18 protein-coding genes and 1 tRNA gene are annotated in these 23,189 nt (G+C 64.1%); 8 read left to right on the top strand and 11 right to left on the bottom strand.

All coding sequences use genetic code 11. The features are described from left to right. The first annotated feature begins 345 nt into the window (after positions 1-345). Positions 346-543: a hypothetical protein gene (locus N5E02_RS05830; RefSeq protein ID WP_279946036.1), complete on the top strand. Its 198-nt coding sequence runs from the start codon at positions 346-348 to the stop codon at positions 541-543. A gap of 3,218 nt (positions 544-3,761) precedes the next feature. Continuing rightward, positions 3,762-4,778 carry an ATP-binding protein gene (locus N5E02_RS05835; protein WP_279946037.1) on the top strand — a complete coding sequence of 339 codons (1,017 nt, stop codon included), beginning with the start codon at positions 3,762-3,764 and terminating at the stop codon, positions 4,776-4,778. 1,277 nt (positions 4,779-6,055) lie between these two features. Here the strand turns inward: N5E02_RS05835 and N5E02_RS05840 are convergent. Together N5E02_RS05840 and N5E02_RS05845 are read right to left on the bottom strand one after the other, a co-directional pair. Then, positions 6,056-6,667, bottom strand: a complete 612-nt coding sequence (locus N5E02_RS05840; RefSeq protein WP_279946038.1) for a hypothetical protein — start codon at positions 6,665-6,667, stop codon at positions 6,056-6,058. A 419-nt stretch (positions 6,668-7,086) separates the two neighbouring features. Further along, positions 7,087-7,947 carry a hypothetical protein gene (locus N5E02_RS05845; protein WP_279946039.1) on the bottom strand — a complete coding sequence of 287 codons (861 nt, stop codon included), beginning with the start codon at positions 7,945-7,947 and terminating at the stop codon, positions 7,087-7,089. 134 nt (positions 7,948-8,081) lie between these two features. On the opposite strand from N5E02_RS05845, the gene N5E02_RS05850 reads away from it, so the two are divergent. Beyond that, positions 8,082-8,282: a hypothetical protein gene (locus tag N5E02_RS05850; RefSeq protein WP_279946040.1), complete on the top strand. Its 201-nt coding sequence runs from the start codon at positions 8,082-8,084 to the stop codon at positions 8,280-8,282. A 251-nt stretch (positions 8,283-8,533) separates the two neighbouring features. On the opposite strand, the gene N5E02_RS05855 is transcribed toward N5E02_RS05850, so the two are convergent. The 4 genes from N5E02_RS05855 to dtd all read right to left on the bottom strand — a co-directional run bounded on the left by N5E02_RS05855 (position 8,534) and on the right by dtd (position 11,610). After that, a tRNA-Ile gene (locus tag N5E02_RS05855) sits at positions 8,534-8,609 on the bottom strand. A 40-nt stretch (positions 8,610-8,649) separates the two neighbouring features. After that, positions 8,650-8,961, bottom strand: coding sequence for a hypothetical protein (locus tag N5E02_RS05860; RefSeq protein WP_139727781.1), 312 nt, complete (start codon positions 8,959-8,961; stop codon positions 8,650-8,652). A 264-nt stretch (positions 8,962-9,225) separates the two neighbouring features. Next, the gene (gene rpoD, locus N5E02_RS05865) at positions 9,226-11,079 is read right to left on the bottom strand and encodes an RNA polymerase sigma factor RpoD (RefSeq protein ID WP_005419586.1); all 1,854 of its coding nucleotides are present in this window, start codon (positions 11,077-11,079) and stop codon (positions 9,226-9,228) included. Positions 11,080-11,169: 90 nt separating this feature from the next. Further along, positions 11,170-11,610, bottom strand: a complete 441-nt coding sequence (gene dtd / locus N5E02_RS05870) for a D-aminoacyl-tRNA deacylase (protein ID WP_005419588.1) — start codon at positions 11,608-11,610, stop codon at positions 11,170-11,172. Positions 11,611-11,671: 61 nt separating this feature from the next. On the opposite strand from dtd, the gene N5E02_RS05875 reads away from it, so the two are divergent. The 4 genes from N5E02_RS05875 (at position 11,672) to N5E02_RS05890 (ending at position 15,924) form a co-directional block, all read left to right on the top strand. Then, on the top strand, positions 11,672-12,592 hold the full coding sequence (locus N5E02_RS05875) for a lauroyl acyltransferase (RefSeq protein ID WP_095378158.1): 921 nt from the start codon (positions 11,672-11,674) through the stop codon (positions 12,590-12,592). Positions 12,593-12,679: 87 nt separating this feature from the next. Beyond that, positions 12,680-13,816, top strand: coding sequence for a GTP cyclohydrolase II RibA (gene ribA, locus N5E02_RS05880; RefSeq protein WP_053496995.1), 1,137 nt, complete (start codon positions 12,680-12,682; stop codon positions 13,814-13,816). Positions 13,817-13,888: 72 nt separating this feature from the next. Next, positions 13,889-14,389: a PH domain-containing protein gene (locus N5E02_RS05885; protein WP_235649065.1), complete on the top strand. Its 501-nt coding sequence runs from the start codon at positions 13,889-13,891 to the stop codon at positions 14,387-14,389. Further along, positions 14,386-15,924 carry a PH domain-containing protein gene (locus N5E02_RS05890; protein WP_279946042.1) on the top strand — a complete coding sequence of 513 codons (1,539 nt, stop codon included), beginning with the start codon at positions 14,386-14,388 and terminating at the stop codon, positions 15,922-15,924. The genes N5E02_RS05885 and N5E02_RS05890 overlap by 4 nt, the downstream gene beginning before the upstream one ends. 92 nt (positions 15,925-16,016) lie before the next feature. Here the strand turns inward: N5E02_RS05890 and N5E02_RS05895 are convergent, their stop codons facing one another. After that, the gene (locus N5E02_RS05895; RefSeq protein WP_279946043.1) at positions 16,017-17,075 is read right to left on the bottom strand and encodes a CDP-glycerol glycerophosphotransferase family protein; all 1,059 of its coding nucleotides are present in this window, start codon (positions 17,073-17,075) and stop codon (positions 16,017-16,019) included. On the opposite strand from N5E02_RS05895, the gene N5E02_RS05900 reads away from it, so the two are divergent. Then, the gene (locus N5E02_RS05900; protein WP_065178794.1) at positions 17,074-17,880 is read left to right on the top strand and encodes a glycosyltransferase family 2 protein; all 807 of its coding nucleotides are present in this window, start codon (positions 17,074-17,076) and stop codon (positions 17,878-17,880) included. The two genes, N5E02_RS05895 and N5E02_RS05900, sit on opposite strands and share 2 nt — an antisense overlap. 30 nt (positions 17,881-17,910) lie before the next feature. Here the strand turns inward: N5E02_RS05900 and N5E02_RS05905 are convergent, their stop codons facing one another. The 4 genes from N5E02_RS05905 to fmt all read right to left on the bottom strand — a co-directional run. Then, positions 17,911-19,167, bottom strand: coding sequence for an O-antigen ligase (locus N5E02_RS05905; RefSeq protein WP_279946046.1), 1,257 nt, complete (start codon positions 19,165-19,167; stop codon positions 17,911-17,913). Positions 19,168-19,319: 152 nt separating this feature from the next. Next, positions 19,320-21,029, bottom strand: coding sequence for a glycosyltransferase family 39 protein (locus N5E02_RS05910; RefSeq protein ID WP_065178796.1), 1,710 nt, complete (start codon positions 21,027-21,029; stop codon positions 19,320-19,322). 22 nt (positions 21,030-21,051) lie between these two features. Then, on the bottom strand, positions 21,052-22,383 hold the full coding sequence (gene rsmB / locus N5E02_RS05915) for a 16S rRNA (cytosine(967)-C(5))-methyltransferase RsmB (protein ID WP_065196856.1): 1,332 nt from the start codon (positions 22,381-22,383) through the stop codon (positions 21,052-21,054). Between the two features lie 3 nt (positions 22,384-22,386). Then, positions 22,387-23,189 (bottom strand): methionyl-tRNA formyltransferase (gene fmt / locus N5E02_RS05920; protein ID WP_279946049.1); only part of this gene is annotated, 803 nt, incomplete at its 5' end.

Here is a 23,189-nt window from a genome sequence, read left to right on the forward strand (position 1 = left end):
CGTTGAACGCGACAAGTGAGATCGATGGTCCGCGGTGGCTTCAATCCTGCCTAGGTCGCTAGGACAGAAGGAGACGCAGGGCGAGAAGGCGAGCGCTGCGTTCACCGCAGTTGGCTTGGAACTGTTGTCTCATCGCCTTGGTACGTGGTGACTCTCAATGTTTGATTCGGCACCCCAGTGGGGCTTTGTTGGGTTGCCGTCCGAGCGGATGCGGTGTACGTCCACCATCATTGTTGTAGACCATACCGGTTACTTTGATTGGTAGTTGGCGTTGCGACTACTTGGGGATCCAGTGGCAGCCCCTGACGCTAGGTGCACGCCAACCCTGTCTGAGAGCGGTCAAGCATGGTGCAGCGCGTCGCACACGATCTGAAATCAAATTTCATCGAAACTGTCGATCAATCCGTGCTTACCGACATCAGGAGGCGGGGAAGCGCGGATGTGGTCCAATCGGATCTGATCGCCGGCACCGACGGTGACTCCTCGGCGATGCGCTGCCTGGGTGATCCGGTCAACTGCCACACGCAGGGCTGGGCCGGGTGATCGTTGCTGGGGTGATGTTGATGCCTTTGCCTGGCTGGCCAGATTCTCTTGGTGACCTTCTGGGATCTTTCCGGCCCATACCGTCGTCAACGATGCCAAGCAAGGAGCGGCGGTGACTGAGATGAAGCGTCCTTCTCCGGTCACGGCGTGGCTTGGGTGCTGAATCCACAGCACTCACCCGAGGCGTGTGCGCCCCCATAGTGGGACCGCTGCTGCGAATGCGGACTAGTTCAAGTGGCTGAGGCGGCCGCCAACCCCGGATTCGAGTTCGATATATTTATATCTTACTTTTCAACAACTTGCGTCAAATCAACAATAGGTCTATACAGGTTCAATCAGACCGGACAGAGCGCGACTAGGCATGCCAGGCTCTCAGATCCCTCCCGCACCGCCCCCTCCCGGCTCGTTCTGGGCGGCACCGCTGCTTGGCGTAACCGTCCCCGACAGCCCCATCTTCTCAGCGGCGGACACAGCCAGGCTGTTGGGCTTCCCCACAAGGGAGGCCCTCGCAAAAGCACGCCGAACCGGACGGCTCTCTATAAAGATGTTCCAGATTCCTGGACGGAGAGGCTGGTTCGCTCGTCGCGAAGAGGTATGCGCCTGGCTACACCAATCCCTGAACAGCGAGGAGCAAGCCCGATGAGCTAGCGAAAGCACGGGCCCTCAATAGAAAAGGCCGCACATTTGCAGTGTGCGGCCTTTGATACGGCAAACGGCTTCTCGATCCGTTGCCCGATATTGAGCTTCGCCCTCCATGCAAGTCAAGCCCCGTGGCATAGCGCCGCGCGGCCGTCCTTTGCCCGTCTGCGCTGGATCCAGCGCGGATTAGGAGGTCTCATGTCTTTATCTGCCCCAGAGTTCCAGTCGTACGTAGAGCGATTGTCTCTTTCGGCCGCTGCAATCAGCTATATAGCCGACACCCGTTCTAGTGAGCCGGCGCGATCCGTCAGATCTGTCGGATACCACAACACGGTCTGGCGCTACCCGAGCGCGAAGATGGGGTTTGCAGTGGCGCTTGAGAGTACGGAGGAGCACACATGCGCCGCTCAGCTTGAGTACGACACAAGTGTCATCGAGTACTGGGACCAGCCGCCCGCTGTAAGTCTAGATGTGTTGGATTTCCACGGGAGAAGGAGAAAGGCGAACTACGTTGCTGACTTCCTCACATTGAAGGAGTCTAGCGTCGAGGTGGTCCAGGTCAAGACTGCCTCCGAGTGTGAACGCTTGGCCAGTTCCAACCCCAACAGATGGACGTGGGACGGAACCAAGGCAGCTGACCTTGCAGCCGACGCGCACTTCCAAGAAATCGGCTTAGTACACCGCGTGGTCTCTGACGGATGCTCACGAAGAATTTTCGCTGAGAACTGCTTGCTTCTGTTGCGCCTTCGGCAAGCATCTACGCGAAGCATCGATGCTCGTCAGCTTGCCAAAGCCTGCTCCACGCTCAGGCAGCGAAAGGTCTTCACCTTGGGCCAGTTAATGCGTGCAGTGAACACTTCCTCAGCGAATGAAGTCGTGCGGTTGATAGACCTAGGTACTCTCTTCACCGATCTCAATCGATGCCGCCTGTCGGTACCTGATGAGTGCCTGGCCTCCTTTGAACCTGACATCGTGACCAGTCATCTTCATCGCCTAGACATGCTGGGCACTGCAGCCGATCATCCATTCCAGCTGACACAAGCGGAGGCAATAGAGGTCCACGGCCGATTGCTCGTCATACGTGGGCTGATGCCTCCAGTGAAGTCTGATCGAACAACGAGGCGCTGGCGCGCGCGGCTTCTACAAGCAGAGGGAGACCCTTCGGCCCTCCGACCAAGACATCGATCCAAGGGCAATAGAACGCCCAGGCAGACACCTGAAGAACTCGCAGTGGTGGATCGCGCGATCGGCACTCACTTCCTCAACGCAGATGCCCTAAGCGTTCAGGCGGCATACTCACAGTACCTACTTGATCATCAGATTTCTATTGCCGAGGGCAAGCTGCTACGGAACTCAGTCGCCGTATCTAAGGAGACCTTCCGCCTTCGGTGCAAACGGCTGCCAAAGGAAATCGCCGAAGGGGCCCGGAGCGGGGCAAGAGCTGCTGCAGCTTCCGCACCCCCGGTAGACCCCGCGCTGACACACCTATCTCCGGCACGGGCATTTGAGCGCGCGCATACTGACCACTACCAGTGCGATCTGCACGTGGTCGTGATTGAGGCCAAGCCGCCAATCACCAGCAAGCCTTGGATAACTGCGCTGCGTGACCATGCCACCGGTCAAGTTTTAGCCACGTCCTTAAGCTTCAGCAGTCCAAGCAATTACAGCGTGCTGGGAGTTCTTCGCGACTGTGCGCGGCGGTGGGGACGGCTCCCAGAATCAATCGTCGTGGACAACGGCGCCGAGTTCAACTCCACATACTTTGAAACCACCCTGGCCAGCTTAGGCGTTTCAAAGCAGAGCAGGCCTCCGGGAGAGCCGCGCTCTGGCGGACAGGTCGAAGGGTGGTTCCGTTCGCTGAAGTCGTACCTCAGCCAGCAGTCAGGGAACACGACAAACGACGCTAGGGGACGATCAGCTACAGCAAAATTCAAGGGGCGAAGCCAAACAAGCTGGACACTTGCAACGGCTTATCAAACCATGGATGAGTTCATCTTCGGCATCTACAACAACAGCATCGCTGATGGCTGCCTTCGCAGTCGATCAAACGCCTCGGAGTCACTTCTAGCCGCATTCCCCGAAAGTGGAGTACCGACGCCCTTCACCCGCGAGCTGCTTGCCAGAACAGCAATTCCGCTTCGGAGACCACTAAAGCTTGATCGAGCTCGGGGAATTCGTCATTGCGCGAGATGGTACAGGCATCCCAAGTTGTTCGAGTCAAGAGGCGGTCGCGGGCTTCTCGAAGCCTATGTCGAGCCTTGGGACGCCAACACACTCTATGTGCTGATAGACGGGCAACGTATCGCCTGCAGGCATGGTTCTCAGCATGCGATTGACCTTACTACGGACTTTACGCCCGCTCTGGACTCGATCCGGTTCCTCGGTAGCACCAGAGGCCGTGCGCTTCTCGCTAAGGCCGCGTCGATTGAGACAGCCAAGCTGACAAGGCGATTCGCTGAGGCTGCCAAGGCCAGGCAAAGGGCGACTAGCGCATCCAAGGCGCAGAAGCCAGCAATGCCTCGCAAGAAGCTACCCGTGCGACGTGCCCTAGTACTGCCTTATGGTCACGGTGACGCGTCATGAACGAGCATCTCCGAGAGGCGGTGAACGGCGCTCGATTTCCGCACCCTCGCTACGTTGAGGCGGTGAGGTCTGCGGCAGCATTGATCACATTCAGCGGCGAAGGATCCGTGGTTGCGATGGTGGGCCCACCCAGAGCGGGAAAAAGCACTGCCGGAAGGGCCGCCGCGAGAGAGGTGTACCCGCACTCCAACCCCGATTCCATTCCTTACGTAGTTGTGGATTGCAGTCGAACCGACGCCGGCTACATGTCCATGCGCTACCTAACCCTAGACCTCCTCGCCCAACTCGGCCATCCGTTCTATGGCGATCTCGAGCACTCCCTAAGGCTGAAGCTTACGGAGACCAATGCGCGCCTACAGCTTCGTCGCGCGATTGAGTACAGGCGCACCAAGCTACTGATCATCGACGAGGCCCATCATCTTCTACGCGTTAAGGACCGGTCCGGACGCGAAGCCGCATTGGAATCACTGAAGTGCCTTGGGAATGAAACGGGTGCCTTGATATTCCTCATCGGCGGGTACGAACTTCTCAGGGAATGTTTCTGCTCTGCTCACATGAACGGGAGGCTGTCTATCCTTCACTTTCCGCGCTACGGAACTAGCACCTCTGATGCAGGATGCTTCGATAGGATTCTCGCGTCCTATGATGTTCTACTCCCTTGGGCAAAGGGGCACTCACTCCTCGAGATGAGAGATCTCCTATACGAAGGTTCACTGGGGTCGTGTGGACTCGTTGGCAACTGGATTCTTCTTGCGCTAGCGCGGATGACCTCGCTGCGATCGCAGCGGCTTCGCATGGAGCACTTCAAGTCAGCCAGGTATAAGCAGCAGCTGGCGGAGATCGCAGAGGACATCTCGTTTGGCGAGTCCGCTCTCCGACCTATTGAGAAGGATCACATAGGCGCTTTGGAGATCGCCCCCATTACGGACGTCTCAGGAAGGAAGGTAGTTCGCAGACCAGGCAAGCGGCTTCCAAAGCGGGATCCAGTCGTTAATGCTGAGCGTCAGCGATGAACGCATACTTTCATGTCCCACCTATCGCCCTTGGCACAGTGGAGGTTGAGTGTCTTTCCTCGCTGCTCCACCGAATTTCATACGCCCACGGCGTTTCGCGATTTCAGTTCATCTCACACCTGCAGTCTCGCTGGAGGACCGAAACTGGCAATCATCTCCCTCGATGTGAAGAGCTGAGATGGGACGGCTACAGTCCGAATGTATCTATTGCGCTATCCGCGCTCAATTATGCATTTGGCTATGACTTGGAGGGAACGACCCTCATCGCCCTACAAGGCATCTGCGCAGGAAACAGCATCGGGTCCATAAAGCATGAAAGATGCTGGTGCCCTGCCTGTCTCAAGGGTGATCGTGAAGCCGGCAGGCCACCCTATGATCGCTTGCTGTGGCGAGTACAAGGCGTCGAACGCTGCAGTCTTCATAAGCTGCGGCTTCGACGCAAATGCCCTCACTGTGATTCAGGTCAAACCAAAGACAGCAGCAAGGTCGAGCTAGACCAATGCGGTACCTGCGGTCAAAGCCTATCCAACCTCACGTCAATCGGAGACTATTCGCCCCGACCGCTATTCGGTGAGGAGCAGACAGAGCAACTGATCCTCCGATTGGGAGAGGTTCGTGGAGCGGCCTCGGGTTCGCTGCAGGTATTTCTTAACAACGTCAGCAGTCCTGCCAAGGATTGGGGAAAGCATCTTGGCGACATCTTCCACACGAGGCACTGCCCGATTCTTCCGCAGCTGACGTCGTTGATTGCAGTAGCTACTCACTTTGGTGTGGACATCGTGCAACTGATGACCTCGCCAGCTTCGGCAGCAGCCCAATCTGGATTGGAAATTGGCAAGGCGTCACCGCGGAAGATACGCAGACCGAGTTCTCACTTGCGAGCAGATCGTACCGCATGGTTTCGGAAGGAACTGGAGGCTGTTATCGCATCCGACCCGCCCTACCCTTCTACAGCTCAGTTCTGCCGCAGCCGGGACTACAGCGTCACTGCCGCCAGCAACAGCTTCCCATGGCTTACCAGACAGCTCAGTGCCCTGCATCGTGAGTGGAAGAACGCCGAGAAGGAGCGGCAGACGTTGGCGGCAGCAATGGCAATTAGATCCCTGCTACCAGGCACAGAACACCCGTCTATCAGGGCTCTCACCCGCGTGGCTGCCGAACTATCAGGTGCGCCGTTGCATGTCGTGCGAAAAGTACTATCAGCGGAAAAGCGATGACGTGGCCGCTCGCGTCAACTAGGCCGTTTCATCTGCCTCTTAGGGCAGGAGCGAGAAGTCTCACTGTCGTAAGAAGCCCTCGTGAAGATCGTACTCTCTGAGGATGGCGGCCATATCTCTCCGTTGTGCTGATTTCTCAAACGTCACGGTGGAGAGAACTACAGAAGATTCTCCTCCCAGAACAAGTGCGCCTAGATCCCCAATCTCGACGCTGTTAAGTGTGGGAAGCATGATATGAGCGATTAGCCCGTCGAAGTAGAATCGGTACATGTCTATCGGGCGCTCAACACCATCAGCACAAGGCAAGTATTTGACATCCCGTCTTGGAGCATGATTGTGCACCGGCCCCAACGTAGATAACTGAGTCAGCTGTATTGGATAGAAGCTCATTGGTGGCTCCAGTCCGTCCACCAGGGCTTTACGGATCACCTCAGAATCTGCAGCGGGAAGTTCAATCTCCTTGAACTCGCTGAGCTGGCTCTCCGCAGCTCGCCAGAGCAGACTCAAGAAGAAGATACGCAACATCTTCGTATCCGTGTAGACCTGCCTGAACCCAAAGGGATCCTGAATCACGTCATGTAAGCTGCCGAGCGTCGTTGCCTCGCCCCAACTACTCCATACAAGGCGATGCTCCCTCAATGCCTCAATCGCCCGGGTGTCAATTTCGGACAAAATGTCCTCTCCCTCGCGTATGACAAGACCTTGGTCATACCAGCTACTGCAGCGCTGAGTAGGCCTCGTGCCCTCCCCGTACTGAAAGAAAGGGACCCCTCGTGCGCTGATCTTCGTCAACGCCTGTGGAATGATGTGCGACTTGACGAAACGCCCGGGCTTTCCGGTCAGTTTGCAGTAACCATGTCTAATTCGCTGTGTCTTGCTCCGTCTACCGGCCATATCTGCAGTTGTTCCTATCGCCTCTTAGTTGGCTTCAAAGATCAGCTTTTAGTTCAACTCATCAACCAGAGCAAGAACATCAAATGCGCGAACGCGGCCATAGTTCCCTCAGCCCCAGTGACATCTCCCACGTTCAGTTCACCCGCGCACACTATCTCGGTCGCTTCATGGCTGGAGGCCTCGCGCTCCGCACTGGGCTACTTCGGCCTATTGCTCTTAGGACCAGGGCTGAACTTGGAATCTAAGCCCTGGCGCACGTTTGCTACATCGGGAAAGGCTTCCACCATCCTGTCGGTGGCCACCTTTAGTATTTCAGCGCAGATGAGCATCGCGGTAATCAAGTAGCTGCGATCCGCGGCATTGTCTAAGCCTGAGCCACGACCGTTGGCCTCCATTCGGTAGAACGACATAGGGTGGATGTGGGAGTGTTGTGACCACAGATCCCAGATTACGTCGAACTGCGCCTTCTTCATTCCAACCATTTCCACCAGCTGGGCCCGGTCCAAGAACCAAGCCTTCTTACCAGACAGACACTGTGACTGAACTTGTTGGGCCAGATGTTGAAAGAAGGGAATGGTTTTCAAGCGCGCGATTAGTTCATCCCTCTGCCGCTCAAACGCTTGTAGTTGCTCCGGATCGTCCACGAACATCTTGACGCGACTGCAGCAGTCGTTGAGTTGTAGCAGCGTGATCCGCGCACGGCCTTCTTCAAGATCCTCATTGGTCGGAGATATGAGGTAGTGGAAGAAGAGGTTTCCTTCCAAGATCGCACGAGCATGGCATGCAATCGCATGAAATCCCCATTGAGCATGGTCACTTTCAACCCACCGGGACAGCGGCGCGGCACGTACAGCGGCCGTACCGTGGGCACACATGCGGGCGAAGACATAGGTCGCGTATCCCATGCAGGGTCCCGCCATCCTCCCGGCTTGGGCCTGTCCGACAGCTACCGCCTCGCACACGGCCTCATCTAAACATCCAAGAGCCTCCTCATAATCCTGCCGCCCGGGTTCCTCTTTTTCGCTCAATCGTTGAACGAACGCCTCAGCTTCACTCATCTCGCCTCCATACCTCGGCCGTTCAGCTAGAGTCACGCCCCCGCCTAGGGCGCTGTCGAAAACACCCTACAACGGCCACAGCGCAAGGCTATCAGATGGTCTGCGGTATAATTGGACCTCGGCAGGAGGTACCCATGATCAGCAAGGCTCAGCGCCAACAGGCACTGATTGAGGCCACGGCTTCGCTCCGCCTAGAAGGCCTGCCTGTTTCATGCCGGGATGACGATCTTTATGCAGCGGCCGTTGATGGACGGCGCGTTGGGGAGTTGCGCGATGCCGTATTGGCTCGTATCCGCGCCGAGCTGGCGTCAATGACGACACCCGCGACCCCATAGGGACGGCGGGGCCTTAAACACCCCATCTTGATCTTGCCGCGTTGGGCCGATCACCGGCTTCTCGGGCTGTCTCGGCCATGTCCAACCAGCAGTTGGCCTGAGTCTTATCACAACCTCATCCCGGCTCAGTGAGTCCGAACTCCGCGATCATCCCGCGAAAGGGGCGTCTTATGGTCGTTTTACCATCATAAGTTGTCCACAACGGCCAACTTATGCCTGCAGGAACATAAGCCTAAGTGCCTGTTTTTTTATGGTGGGCCCACCAGGATTCGAACCTGGAACCAAGGGATTATGAGTCCCCTGCTCTAACCGTTGAGCTATAGGCCCTGCGCAGCGCCACAGTGTAGTGGAGGCCACGCTCGATCGGCTACCCGGCAGCAGCAAGAGCCTCAGCAACACGCCCCAACCGTTTCTCCGCCGCTTCCACGAACCACGCCTGCCGCCGCAGGTGTGCCTGGAACAGCGCCACCGTCCTTCTGGCCTCTTCCAGTGCCTTATGGTTGCCGCCGTCAAAGCCCTCGACCAGTTCCGCACCAGACAGCGTCAGCAACGCATACGTCGTGCGGCGGGCAAACCCCAGCCGATCCTCACGCTCATCCTGCATCACCTCATCCCAATCAAGCAGCGACGGAAAATCAGTCTGCCGGGAATCAGACAGATCGTGCTCCACATCATTCATGGCCTCACTCCAAATGCATGACGAATCAGTGCAGCGGGCCGTATGTGATGTACGTGACCTGCTGCGCGCTTGCATCAGCGCCGATTGAGACCGGCCTGCCTACGCGATGTGTTGAGCATCTGCACGGTCAGCGTGCGGCTACCGCAGGAAGTAATCAAATGGCAGACGTGACATCGTCAGGATCCGACCGGCATGGCCGGGACGACCAAAGAAAAACCCCGCACCAGGCGGGGTTTCTCTCAACGCTTCAACAGCCGCTGGCTATCAATCGATATCCAGGAAGCTGCGCAGCTGCTCCGAACGGCTCGGGTGACGCAGCTTGCGCAGGGCCTTCGCTTCGATCTGGCGGATGCGCTCGCGGGTCACGTCGAACTGCTTGCCGACCTCTTCCAGCGTGTGGTCGGTGTTCATGTCGATGCCGAAGCGCATGCGCAGCACCTTGGCTTCCCTCGGGGTGAGGCCGGCCAGCACGTCGCGAACGGTTTCGGACAAGTTGATGTTGGTGGTGTTCTCGATCGGGGACTCCACGTTGGTGTCCTCGATGAAGTCGCCCAGATGGGAATCCTCGTCGTCGCCGATCGGGGTTTCCATCGAGATCGGCTCCTTGGCGATCTTCATCACCTTGCGGATCTTGTCTTCCGGCATGTCCATTTCCTTGGCCAGCTCCTCCGGCGTAGCCTCGCGGCCGTACTGCTGGAGCATCTGGCGGGAAATGCGGTTCAACTTGTTGATCGTCTCGATCATGTGCACCGGGATACGGATGGTGCGCGCCTGGTCGGCGATCGAGCGGGTGATCGCCTGGCGGATCCACCAGGTGGCGTAGGTCGAGAACTTGTAGCCGCGGCGGTACTCGAACTTGTCCACGGCCTTCATCAGGCCGATGTTGCCTTCCTGGATCAGGTCGAGGAACTGCAGGCCACGGTTGGTGTACTTCTTGGCAATCGAGATCACCAGGCGCAGGTTGGCCTCGACCATTTCCTTCTTGGCCTTGCGCGCCTTGGCTTCGCCGTAGGCCATGGCACGGCTGATTTCCTTCAGCTCTTCCAGGTCCAGCTGGGTCAGCTTCTCGATGTCGATCGTCGCCTGCTGTTCGGCGATGATCTGGTCCTTCACTTCGCGCAGGGCCGACGACCACTTCTGCTTGCGCTTCAGTGCGTCTTCCACCCACTCCAGGTTGGTCTGGTTGCCTTCCCAGGAACGGATGAAGTCCTTGCGCGGCATGCGCGCGGTGACGGTGGCCAGGTTCAGCACACGGCGCTCATGCGACTTGATGTCGGCCATGGTGTCGCGCAGCTGCTTGGTCAGCACGTCGGTCAGCGGCAGCGGCAGCTTCAGGGTGACGAACACCGCCGACATCTCTTCGCGCAGGCGCGGCAGGTTCTTCTTGTCGCCCTTGGTTGCGGCCTTCTTGAAAGCGTTGAAGGCATCGCTCAGTGCCTGCATGCGCGCGGCGACTTCCTCCGGATCCGGACCGGTCGGTGCGGCTTCTTCATCGCCACCGTCGACATCGTCGTCCTCGTCCTCGTCGCCTTCGGCGTCCGCATCGGCGCTGTCATCGGCAACGACCGCCGGCGGTGCCGGCTCTTCGTCGACCAGGTCGTTGAAGCCGACGATCACTTCGGCCAGGCGCTTCTTGCCTTCCTTGTGGGCTTCGTAGTCGTTCAGCAGCGACTCGACCGAAACCGGGAACTGGCCCAGGGCCGCCTGGACCTGCGAAAGGCCTTCCTCGATGCGCTTGGCGATGGCGATTTCGCCTTCGCGGGTCAGCAGCTCGACGGTGCCCATTTCGCGCATGTACATGCGCACCGGGTCGGTGGTACGGCCACCTTCGGTGTCGAGCGCGCTCAGCGCGGCGGCAGCTTCTTCAGCCGCGGTGTCATCGACTTCGCGGTTGCCGGTGTTGCCATCGTTGAGAAGCAGGGTTTCCACATCCGGCGCAACTTCATGGACATCGATGCCCATGCCGTTGATCATGCCGATGATGTCTTCGATCTGTTCCGGGTCGACCATGTCGTCCGGCAGATGGTCATTGACTTCGGCGTAGGTCAGGTAGCCCTGTTCCAGGCCCTTGCTGATCAGTTGCTTGATTTCGGATTGGGCAGGACGTTCGTTGGCCATGTAGTGCTCGCGCCACCGGCTAGGGAGAAATAGGGAACGTAGCATTATACCAGCCCGGGGCCCCGCCTGCCGGGCGGTGGTCCCGCAGGCTCAGGGCCTGAGAAGGAAGGTCACGGGACCGTCATTGACCAGGCTGACGACCATATGGGCGCCAAATCGGCCCGTTTCCACCCCCGGCGCGTGATTTTCACGACAGATCTCGACAAATCGATTGAACCCGCGTTCAGCCTCGTCCGGCGGTGCGGCCGTCGTGAAGCTGGGGCGCATGCCCGAACGGGTATCGGCGGCCAGGGTGAACTGGCTGACCAGCAGCAGGCCGCCGCCGGTGTCGCGCAGCGACCGGTTCATCTTCCCGGCCTCGTCGGCGAACACCCGGTAGCCCAGCAGGCGCTCGGCCATCCGTCGCAGCTGGGCCTCGGTATCGCCCGGTTCCATGCCGACCAGGGCCAGCAGGCCGGGGCCGATCTGCCCCACCACTTCCTGGTCGACATGGACGGCGGCCTGGCTGACGCGCTGGATCAGGACGAGCATCGTGGGCTTCCAATGAACAGGGCCGGCCACGATAGCAGCGCCCTTGGCTAAACTGGCGCCGATGAATCCGCAACGCAAAGCCCGGCTGGTCTACCGCGCCACCACCCTGTTCGCCCGCCTGCCCTGGCCAGTGTTGCGGGCGTTCGCGCATGCCCTGGCGTGGACGTGGGTCCGTCTCAACGCTCGCGAGAGCCGCGTCACCCGGCGCAACCTGGAACTGGCCTACCCGGAACTGGACGGTCCGGCGCGCGACCGCCTGCACCGCGAGCTGCTGCGCTCCACCGCCCTGCAGGCCATCGAGACGCTGCGGCTCTGGAGCCAGAGGCCGGCCGACAACCTGCGCCTGCACCTGAAGCAGCGCCACGGCGAATCCCTGTACGACGCGGCCCTGGCCAGCGGCAAGGGCGTGATCGTGGCCGCACCCCACTTCGGCAACTGGGAGCTGCTGAACCAGTGGCTGGCCTCGCGCGGGCACATCGCCATCGTCTACAAGCCACCGGAGGACGAGGCCAGCGACGCCTTCCTGCAGCTGGTGCGGGGCGGTCAGAACGTGCAGCAGGTGCGCGCCGAGGGTCCCGCCGTGCGCCAGCTGTTCAAGGTGCTCAAGGACGGTGGTGCCACCGGCATCCTGCCCGACCAGCAACCCAAGGCCGGCGACGGCGTGTTCGTGCCGTTCTTCGGCGTGCAGGCACTGACCATGACCCTGGTCAACCGGCTGGCCGAGCGCACCGGCGCCACCGTGCTGTATGGCTGGTGCGAGCGCGTTGGGCCGGACATGGAATTCGCCCTGCACATCGAGCCGACCGACCCGGCCGTGGCCGACCCGGACCCGCAGGTGGCGGCCACCGCGCTCAACGCCGGCATCGAGCGCATCGCCCGCCGCGACCCGACGCAGTACCAATGGACCTACAAGCGCTATACGCTGCGGCCACCGGGCAGCGGCGAGGAAGACCCGTACGCGACCGAAGAGCATCCGCACTGACGGTCGCACCACGCGGGCCCGTCCGGCCCCTGCGACCGGCGGCCGCACCACGTTGAATACGACGCCGTCGCCCCCATAGAGACTGCGATGTCCGCCTCCCCCGGTCCTGCCATGCCTGCTGCCTCTTCCCTGTTCGGCGATCCCGCCGCGATCCGCTGCGAACGCGCGGTGGCCGAACTGCGTGCCGGTCGCCCGGTACTGCTCCACGATGGCCAGGGCCAGCGCCTGGCGGTGATTGCACTGGACAGCGCCACTGCCAGCAGCTTTGCCACGTTCGCCGGTGCCGCGCGCGAGCGCCACTACCTGTTCCTGACCGCGACCCGCGCCCGCGTGCTCGGCGTGGAAGCACCGGAAGGCGCGCGCCTGCCGCTGGCTGGCATTGCCTTCGATACCCTGCCCTCGCTGGGTTACCTGCGCGAGCCCGGCCCGATGCCCGACGGCTGGGCAGCCGGCGACGCCTTCGATGCCGGCGCGGTCGAGCTGGCCCGCCTGGGCCTGCTGCTGCCGGCGATGGTCGCGGTGCGCCTGGACGTGGATGACCACACTTTCGACGGTGCCGCCGAGGTGGCCCTGTGCGACCTGGCCGAAGGCGCAGCACATGCGGCCCACGACTACGAACTGGTGGCGCGTTCGCCGGTACCGCTGCGCGACGTCGGCATGACCACCTTCGCGGTGTTCCGCGGCGGCGTGGCCCAGCGCGACCAGGTCGCGATCATCGTCGGCGAACCGGACCTGTCGTCGGTGGTACCGGTACGCGTGCACTCCTCGTGCCTGACCGGCGACCTGTTCGGCTCGCTCAAGTGCGACTGCGGCGACCAGCTGCGGCGCGGGCTGCGCAAGCTGAAGGAACTGGGCGGCGGCGTGCTGCTGTACCTGGACCAGGAAGGCCGCGGCACCGGCATCGCCGCCAAGATGCGCGCCTACGGCTACCAGCACGACGGCCTGGACACCATCGACGCCGATGCACAGCTGGGCTTCGGTGCCGACGAACGCCGCTACGGCAGTGCGGTGGCGATGCTGCATGGCCTGGGCATTTCGCGCGTGGCTCTGCTCAGCAACAACCCGACCAAGGCACAGCGCCTGCGCAATGCCGGCATCGAGGTGCTGGACTGCATTCCGGTCACCGGCGAGATCACCGCCGAAAACGAACACTACCTGCGCACCAAGGCCGATCGTGCTGGCCACCTGCTGGATGTCGATGCGCTGATCCAGGCTGCCCAGTAACGCAGCCGACCTGCTACCGTCTGCGCGGTGCGGCCACCGCCGCCGCTCGCCCTGCCACCTGACGGAGCCCGCGTGACCGACGTCGCCCCCATCGCCCCGCCCACCGATGCCTGGCAGTCGCTGCCGCAACGTGCCGCCCGCCTGGCCGCACTGGAAGGCGCCTTCGGCGGAATGTTCGTGCCGGGTCTGCCACTGGCCGCAGCTGCCTGGTTCTTCGATCTGCCCGGCGGCCTGTGGACTGCCGCCCTGGGGCTGCTGATCGGCATCCTCTTCGGCGCCTGGCTCGGCCGCCGGCGACTGACCCGCACCCGCTGGCGCCTGGATGACCAGGGCCTGGGCCTGCGCCGCGACCTGATGTGGCAGCTGGAAACCCGCATTCCCATATCGCGCGTACAACACCTGGACCTGCGCCGGGGCCCGTTGGAGCGCCGCGCCGGCCTGGCCACGCTGATCGTGCACACTGCCGGTACCCGCATGAGCGCGGTCACCGTCAACGGCCTGGATGAAGCCGACGCCGAGCGCCTGCGCGACACCCTCTCGCACCAGCTCGACCAGGACGCCGACGCCCTGTGAGCCTGCCGCCGTCCCTGCCCGCATCGCTGCCTGCCGGTGGCGAGGACCATCGCCTGCACCCGTGGTCGTGGCTGTTCGTACTGCTGATGCAGCTGCGCCACTACTTCCTGCCGCTGGTCGCGCTGCTGGTGTTCGGCCAGCGTGGCGAGCGCGACCCGATGTGGGCGCAGTTGATTCCACTGTCGGCGATCGCGGCACTGGTGCTGGTCTCGGTGCTGCAGTACCTCAGCTACCGCTACCGCATCGGCAGCGATGCCATCACCGTGCGCAGCGGGCTGCTGGCGCGCAACCGCCGCGAGATCCCGTTCGCCCGCATCCACAACGTGGAAGTGCGGCAGAACCCGCTGCACCGGCTGTTCGGTGTGGCCGAGCTGCGCCTGGAATCGGCCGGCGGCGTGCGGCCGGAAGCCGAGATGCGGGTACTGAGGCTGGACCAGGCGCTGGCGCTGGAACGGCTGGTGCGCCAGCGTGGGCAGGCACCGCAGCCCGCCGACGTCGTCGCCACGCCCTCGATCACCGGGACCGACACCGAACAGGTGCTGCTGCGCCTGTCGAGCTGGGACGTGGTGCGCATGGGCCTGCTCTCCAACCGCGGATGGGCACTGGCGATCGCCGCCTTCGGCGTGCTGTTCCAGACCGTGCCGCGGCCGGTGATGGACGCGGCCATCCAGCGTGGTGGCAGGGAGGCCTTCGGCTACGCAAGCCACCTGCATCCCGGCGTGGCCGGCGCCTTCCTGCTGCTGGCCGCAGCCCTGCTGCTGGGCTGGCTGGCGCTGCGGGCGTTGTCGGTGGTGCTGACCCTGCTGCGCTATCACGGCTTCACTCTCAGCGAGCAGGATCGCCGGCTGACCGTCTCGGCTGGCCTGGTCAGCCGAACCCGCAGCAGTGTCGCGCGTCGCCGCATCCAGGCCTGGACGCTGCACGAAACCACCCTGCATCGCTGGTTCGGCCTGCGCCAGCTGCGCATCGACAGCGCCGCCGGCGGCCCTTCGCGGGACCAGGACCGCGCCCTGCGCGAGCTGGCACCGCTGGCCCCGGCAATGCGCTGCGAGCAGCTGGTGCAGCACCTGCTGCCACAACTGCAGTGGCCACCGGCGCAGTGGCAGTCCATTCCCCAGCGTGGCTGGTGGCGGCTGTGCCTGGGTGCGCTGCTGCTGGTCCCCGTGCTGGCCGCAGCCGCGTACTGGCGCTGGGGATCATGGGGCCTGATCGTGCTGGCCTGGTTGCCGCTGGCGCTGCTGGTGGCCCACCGGCAGATGGCGCGCATGGGCTGGTATCTGGATGACCACTACGTCGCCGTGCGCGGCGGTTGGTGGAAGCGCTGGTGGCGCTGGGCCGAGCTGGACAAGGTGCAGGGCCTGCGCCTGCTGCGCTCGCCACTGGACAAGCTGTTGGGCACCAGCAGCCTGCAGCTGGATACCGCCGGCGCGCATGGTGATGTGGCGTTGATCCTGCACTACCTGCCGCAGGCGCAGGCGCAACAGGTGATGGATCAACTGGCGGCCGCGCTGGCGCGGCGCAAGCTGCGCTGGTAGGCAGTGCCGGCCGCTGGCCGGCACTACCGCGGCCTGGGGTCGCGCATCCACGCATGGCGTGGATCTACTGTAGAGCCGAGCCCACGCTCGGCTTACCGCTGCGACGGCCCCCAATACCCCAGGTCCTTGCGGATCTGCAGGTCGCGCACCCAGCTCCCGAACGGCTTGCGCCGCAGCACGCCCATTTCACCGGACAGGAAATCCTCGGTAGCCGCAATCACGCGCTCGCTGGACAGGCCATCGCGGTACGGATGGATGGCATCGGCGTAGCGCACGATCTCCGTCTGCAGCGCGGCGTCGGGATGCAGCGCGCGCTGCAGCATCGCCGGCAGCTGCACCGGGTCGTCGAAGTCGATCATGTGCGGCTTGGGCACCCGGTTGCGGAAGGTCACCACCGGCTTGTGCTGGACGATGAACTCCGAAACGATCGAGGACGTATCGGACACCAGCACATCGGCGGCGCGCTGTGCAGCCATCACCTGCTCCGGCTCGACGAAGCGCGCATTGGCACCGGCCAGCGCGCGGTAGCGTTCGAACAATTTCGGTGGGCACTTCGGGTGCAGGGTCAGCAGCCAGTAGCGCTTGCCCTCGGCGATGTCGGCAGCAATCTGCGCATGCAGGTGCGGGGCTGCGCTCAGGCGTTCGGTGAAGGTCGAACCGAACAGGATCACCGGGCGTCCTCCAGCGGCGGCGCGCAGCGCGGCGCTCTCGCCACCATCGTCGCGGAACAGCGGATCCAGCTTCGGCCAGCCGGTCTCGGCCACCGCGAAGTGGCCCTGCAGGGCCGCGATCTCGCGGAACGGCCCGGTGGTGGCCGGCCCCTGCGTGCAGTACAGGTCGAACATGCCGCGCACCCGGAAGTGGCCGCGCGCACTGTCCCGCTTCTCCACGTTGAAGCCATGGAACAGCTGCACCTTGGCTCCCGAAAGGAAGGTCGGCACCCAGTTGGCGGCGCTGAACACCGCCCGCGGCCGCATTGCCAGCGCCTGCTTGAGGCCGATGTTGGGCACTCCCGGCAGCTGGCTGCCGGCCGCGCCGCCCTCGAACCAGGCTGCCACCTCCTGCCCGGAGGCGTGCAAGGCCTGCGCCAACGGGGCGAGAATAGGCAGCGCATAGCGCTCCGTCGCAAACAACAGGTACCCGGCCATCATGTCCTCCACGACCGCTCCCATCGAACGGCCTCGCATCTCGGCCTGCATTATCGCGTTCAACGAGGCCGGCCGCATCGGCGACTGCCTGGCCTCACTGGCCTTCTGCGATGAGATCGTCGTCGTGGACTCCTACTCCACCGATGCCACCGTGGCCATCGCCGAGGCCGCAGGCGCCCGCGTGCTGCAGCGCCCGTTCGACGGCTTCCGCAGCCAGAAGGCGTACTGCGTCGAGCAGGCCCGCCACGACTGGGTGCTGTGCCTGGACGCCGATGAGCGGATCAGCCCGGAACTGCGTGCGGCCATCGAACAGGCCCGCGACGGTGGCTTCGCTGGCCATGCCGGCTATCGCTTCGCACGCCTGTCGGAGTACTTCGGCAAGTTCCTGCGCCATGGCAATGCCTACCCGGACCGGGTGATGCGCCTGTTCGACCGCCGCCGTGGCGGCTGGCGCGGCAAGCGCGAGATTCACGAGGCCGCCAGCGTCGATGGCAGTGTGGGTACCCTGCGCGGCGACCTGGTCCACTATCCCTACCGATCCTTGCAGCAGCAGCTGGCCAAGACCGAGAAGTACGCGCGGATGATGGCCGAGCACGAGTTCGCGCGCGGTAAACGGGCCACGCTGGGCAAGCTGGTGCTGGCACCGGCCTGGCGGTTCTGGCGCGGCTTCGTGTTCCGTGGCGGCTTCCGCGACGGCTGGCATGGCCTGGTCTACGCCTATGTGCGCGCCAACTACGTGCGCCAGAAGACCATCATGCTGTGGATGCTGGGCAACGGCCAGGCCGTGGCCGACCCGCCGAACCCCTGATCGCCGGGCCCTGCCCGGCGCGCCGATGCATCACGCCCCGGTGACTGCCCGGTGGCGCGCGCCTTCGACGATCGACAGGCCGGTCAGCAGGCCGACCAGGGTCACGTAGAAACTGGCCGTCATCTGGTGCGCGAACATCGACTGGGTCAGGCCGCACAGCGCATAGGTGATCACCAGCATGATGCCGGCTGCGGCCGGCCCACGGAAGGTTGACCGACCACTACGGCGATGCAGGCGCACGAACAACCACAGCGGGATGCCATACACCGCCAGCAACAGCAGCAGGCCCGGTACGCCCTGGGTCGCTGCCCATTCGGCAACATCGTTGTGTGCATGCCCCAGGTGGCAACGCAACTCTTCCGGATTCTCCCGACAGACCGGCACGCGCAGCATCGCACTGTCGAAATGACCGATGCCAACACCCACCAGCGGGTGATCGAGGAAGGTCTCCCAAGCCACCTGCAGGCGTTCCACGCGGGCACCGGCGGAAGAATCACTGTCGCCCAGTTCCATCCGCTGCACGTCACTGTGCAGCTCGCTCAGGCGCACCTGGTGACGCAGCTCCGGCACCGACAGCAACAGGGTCGCGCCGATCGCCAGCATGCCGGCCAGCACCGACAGGCGCGCCGCACCGGTGCGCCAGCGCAGGCTCAGTGCCAGCACCACCAGAAGCGCCAGCAGGGCGGCGAACACGCCGCGGCTGCCGGTCAGCACGATGGTGCCGCAGCCGGCGGCCGTGCCGAGGATCACCAGCGACCAGCGCCGCGACGGGCGACAGAACACCAGCAGCACCATCAACACCATCACGATGTCGGCCAGCACGATGGCGTTGGTGAACAACTCTGCGCGCGGGGCGCCACCCAGCACCTGCCACAGCGACATCGCGAAGGTGGCGAGCAGGCCGGTCAATGATCCGTACCAGAGCCACCGCAGGTTGGGACGCAGCGCGCAGACCCAGAGCGCGATCCACGGGATCACCACGAATCGCGAGCGGTTGTCGACGTCACGCAGGCCCTGCTCGAACAACACCACCGACAGTACGCCGAGCGCCAGCACCGCCAGCATCAGCCAGGCCAGCACTTTCACCGGCTGACCGGCCATGCCGCGCGCGCGCCACAGCAGCTCCGGCGCAAGCAGCGTGCTGAGCAGCAGCAGCAGGCCATACGGCAGCAGGTTGATCGGCACGGTCAGCACCAGTGCCGGCAGGCAGAACAGGCCCAGCTGGGCCAGCGCATGCGCGGCCCCATGGCGCCCACCGGCGGGAACGCCCAGCGGGTCGTCGGCCATGGGGTTCAGGTTGTCCGGTGAAGCTGGCACGTCGGGAAGTATCGCTGCAATCTGCGGGAAGAACGGGAAGGACCAACGGAGGCCGTCCCAGCCTGCTGTTTTACTGCCTTTGGGCCCGCTTGGGCAGACTGGACAAGCTGGAATCGTGGTGGCTAGTCATGTTCCTGCAAACGCCGTTCACGTTCGCGCTCCTCTGCAGTGACCACGCAGGGCACCTTCACCGCTGCTGCCGGCACCAGCCACCAGCGCCGCCGGTTGGCCACGCCGGCCAGTTCAGAACGGTTGCGGTCGACGCACGACAGCATCGCGTATTCGTGCACCAGCAACCAGCGGCGTCCGGGCGCCAGCCGCTGCCAGCGCGTGGCCGCAATCAGCTGCTCGTCCCAGTCCGTCTCGAAACCGAAGGTCGCTGCGGGGCGGTCGGCCAACAGCAGATGCTGCTCCTTCCAGGCCACCAGCCCCAATTCGGCATCCGGTCCCAGACGGTCACCAACCGTGCGCATCAGGCCGCGGGCGGAACTGGAATCGTTCAGCAGCGGATAGCCGACCAGGCTGTACAGCACCCAGACCATCGCCAGGGTCGATACCAGCGCCAGATGCCGGCGACGGCCGCAGGCCAGCAGGCTCACTCCGCCCCACACGCCCATCGCCAGGATCGTCCAGGCCAGTGCGTCGACGGCGCCGGGCGCCAGCCCGCGGCTGTGGGTCAGGCGCAGCTCGAAGGCCGGCTCGCCCAGCACCGCCATCGCACCGGCCAGGGCCAGGCCCAGTGACAGCAGGCCGGTGAACACCCCCACCACGGCCTGCACATCGCGCCGCCTCAGCAATCCAGGCAACAGCGGCGCCAGCACCAGGCAGAACATCGGCAGTGCCGGCAGGATGTACACATCGCGCTTGCCGGCGGGAATCGAGAAGAACAGCACCACCATCAGCCACCAGGCCAGCGGCAGCAGGTAGCGCGGGTCGCGGCGGCGCAGCCGGCGGCGCCACGCCGGAATCGCCCAGGGCAGGGCCAGGAACGCCGGGATCCACATCAGCGGCATCGTCGCCAGGAAGTACCAGGCGGGCTGGTGATGGTCCCAGGAATGGGCGTAGCGCCGCGCCGTCTGCTGGAACAGGATGTCGTCCATGTAGGCCAGGTACTCGTCCGAGCCGGTGGCAAAGCCGGCCAGCAGCATCGGCGCCAGCCACAACGACACCGCCAGCAGGAAGGCCAGCGGCGCCAGCCAGAAACGCGCGTCGCGCGCATGCAGTCCCACCCGTGGCCACTGCAACGCCGCGGCGATGGCCGCAGGCACGAGCATCAGCAGCGCCAGCATCCCCACGCCCTTGGTGATCACGCCGATGCCAGCAAAGAACCAGCCCAGCCACCACCAGCGCCAGCTTGGTCCCAGCAAAAGGTGGCGCAGCAGGCCGTAGTTGGCCAGGGTGATGAACAGCAGCAGCAGTGGGTCGATCTGCGCCTTCTTCGCCTGGAAGGTGAACTGCAGCGCGAACAGCAGCGCCCAGCCGGCGTACAGCCCCACCCGCCGCGTCCACAGGCGTCGCCCCAGGTCGACCACGCACCACAGCGTGCCCAGGGCCGCCAGCAGCGACGGCAGCAGGAAGGCCACGCGCCACTGCCCGACCAGGCTGTACAGCGTGGCCTGCCACCACATCAGCATCGGCGGCTTGTCCGAGTACAGCTCGGTGCCGCGATGCGGGAACAGCCACTGCCCGCTGTCGAACATCTGCTTGGCCACCAGCGCGAAGCGCGGTTCGTCCGACGGCCACGGATCACGAAGGCCCAGCCCGGCCCCCAGCACCAGCAGGGCCATCACCACGAACAACCACGTCTCGCGCGACGCGCGGGATTTCAGCATGGGACTCGGAACGTCAGCGGGGTCAGGCTGTTTTTAGCAGACGCGCGTAAAAGAAACCGTCAGCATCGTTGTCACCCGGCAGGCGCTGGCGCGCAATCCCCTCGCAATCGAGGCCGAATGTGTCATCCAGAGGCTGTGCCGCTGCGTCCGGATGCCACTTCAGGAAGGCTCGCACCTGATCGACGTTCTCGGCGCGCAGGATCGAACAGGTGGCGTACAGCAGCACGCCTCCCGGGCGCAGCATCGACCAGCAGGCCTCCAGCAGGCGGGCCTGCACGCCGACCAGCGCATCGATGTCCTCGGCGCGGCGGTGGAACATCACGTCCGGCTGGCGGCGGATCACGCCGGTGGCCGAGCACGGGGCATCCAGCAGGATGGCGTCGAACGGCGTGCCATCCCACCAGGCCCCGGGATCGCTGGCATCGGCCACCCGGGTCTGCGCGCCCTCACCCACACCGGTGCGGGTGTAGGTATCGCGGGCGCGCGCGAGTCGACGCGCATCGATATCGAGCGCCAGCAGGCGCAGACTGGGGTCACGTTCCAGCAGGTGCGCCGACTTGCCACCGGGTGCCGCACAGGCGTCCAGCACGCGGGCGCCGGTCGCGGGCGCCAGCGCGTCGGCTGCGCATTGCGCCGACAGGTCCTGTACCGACAGTGCACCGTCGGCAAAACCCGGCAGCTGGTTCACCGCAACGGGGGCCGCCAGGCGCAGTGCATCGGCGCAGAGCGCGCTGGGTTCGGCGGCAATGCCCGCCTCGGCCAGTGCCGCCAGTGCCTTGTCACGGCCGCCGTGCTGGCGGTTGGCACGCAGCCACAACGGTGCCGGTTGCAGGCTGGCGCTGAAGATCGCGTCGGCCTGTGCCGGCCAATCGCGTTCCACCGCATCGGCCAGCCATTCCGGGAAGGCATCGCGCGCCGGCTGCTCCGGGAAACCTTCGCGCTGCGCGCGGCGCAGGATCGCATTGACCAGGCCGGCCTGGCGCTCACGGCCCAGCGCACGCGCGGCATCGACCGTGGCCGACAGCGCCGCATGCGCCGGCAGTTCCAGAACGTCCAGCTGGGCGAAGCCCACCATCAACAGGGTGCGCAGATCGGCGTCGCGCGCCGACAGCGGCTTCTGCATCCACGACTGCAAGGCAGCGTCATAGGTACTGCGGCGACGCAGCACCGCAAAGCACAGCGCTTCCAGCAAGGCACGATCGCGGCTGTCGGCCAGCTTCGGCAGCGCCCAGGCCAGTTCGGCCTTCAATGAACGGCCACGGGTGAACACCTGTGCCAGCACACGTGCGGCCAGCATGCGGGTGGCCGCGCCCGGCGCCGCCTTGGCCACGGAGAAATCGTTCTGCTTCGACACCGCTTATGCTCCCACGCGCAGATCACGGCGGGCGTTGAGGTAGTCGGCGGCGGTGATCGCCTTGCCGCCTTCGCGCTGCAGCGTACGCAAGCGCAGTGCGCCCTGGCCGCAGGCGATGTCGATGCCATCGCGGCTGGCCGCCAGCACCGTGCCCGGCGCTTGGCCGTGGGCCTCCTCCAGCGCCACCGCGCCATGGATGCGCACGCGTTCGCCAGCCAGCGTCGCTTCGGCGATCGGCCACGGATTGAAGGCACGCACGGTACGCGCCAGCACATCGGCGCCCTGCGCCCAGTCCAGACGGGCTTCGGCCTTGTCCAGCTTGTGCGCATAGGTCACGCCCTGCTCCGGCTGCGGCCGCGCGATCGGCTTGATGCCGGCCCGCAGCAGGCCCAGGCCGTCGGACAGGACCTGTGCACCCAGCTCGGCCAGCTTGTCATGCAGCTGGCCACCGGTATCGGTGGCAGCGATCGGCAGTTCCTGGTGCAGCAGCACCGGGCCGGTATCCAGGCCCGCTTCCATCTGCATCAGGCACACACCGGTCTTTGCGTCACCGGCCTGGATCGCGCGCTGGATCGGCGCCGCCCCGCGCCAGCGTGGCAGCAGTGAGGCATGCACGTTCCAGCAGCCGTGGGTCGGGATCGCCAGTACCGCCTTGGGCAGGATCAGGCCGTAGGCCACCACCACCATCAGGTCCGGCTGCAGGTCGCGCAGCTGCTGCTGTGCAGCCTCGTCCTTCAGTGATTCAGGCTGGTAGACCGGAATGCCACGGGCCACGGCCTCGAGCTTGACCGGCGACGGTGCCAGGC

The sequence above is a fragment of the Stenotrophomonas sp. GD03777 genome, from assembly GCF_029842485.1.
In the GTDB taxonomy this organism is placed as follows: domain Bacteria; phylum Pseudomonadota; class Gammaproteobacteria; order Xanthomonadales; family Xanthomonadaceae; genus Stenotrophomonas; species Stenotrophomonas sepilia.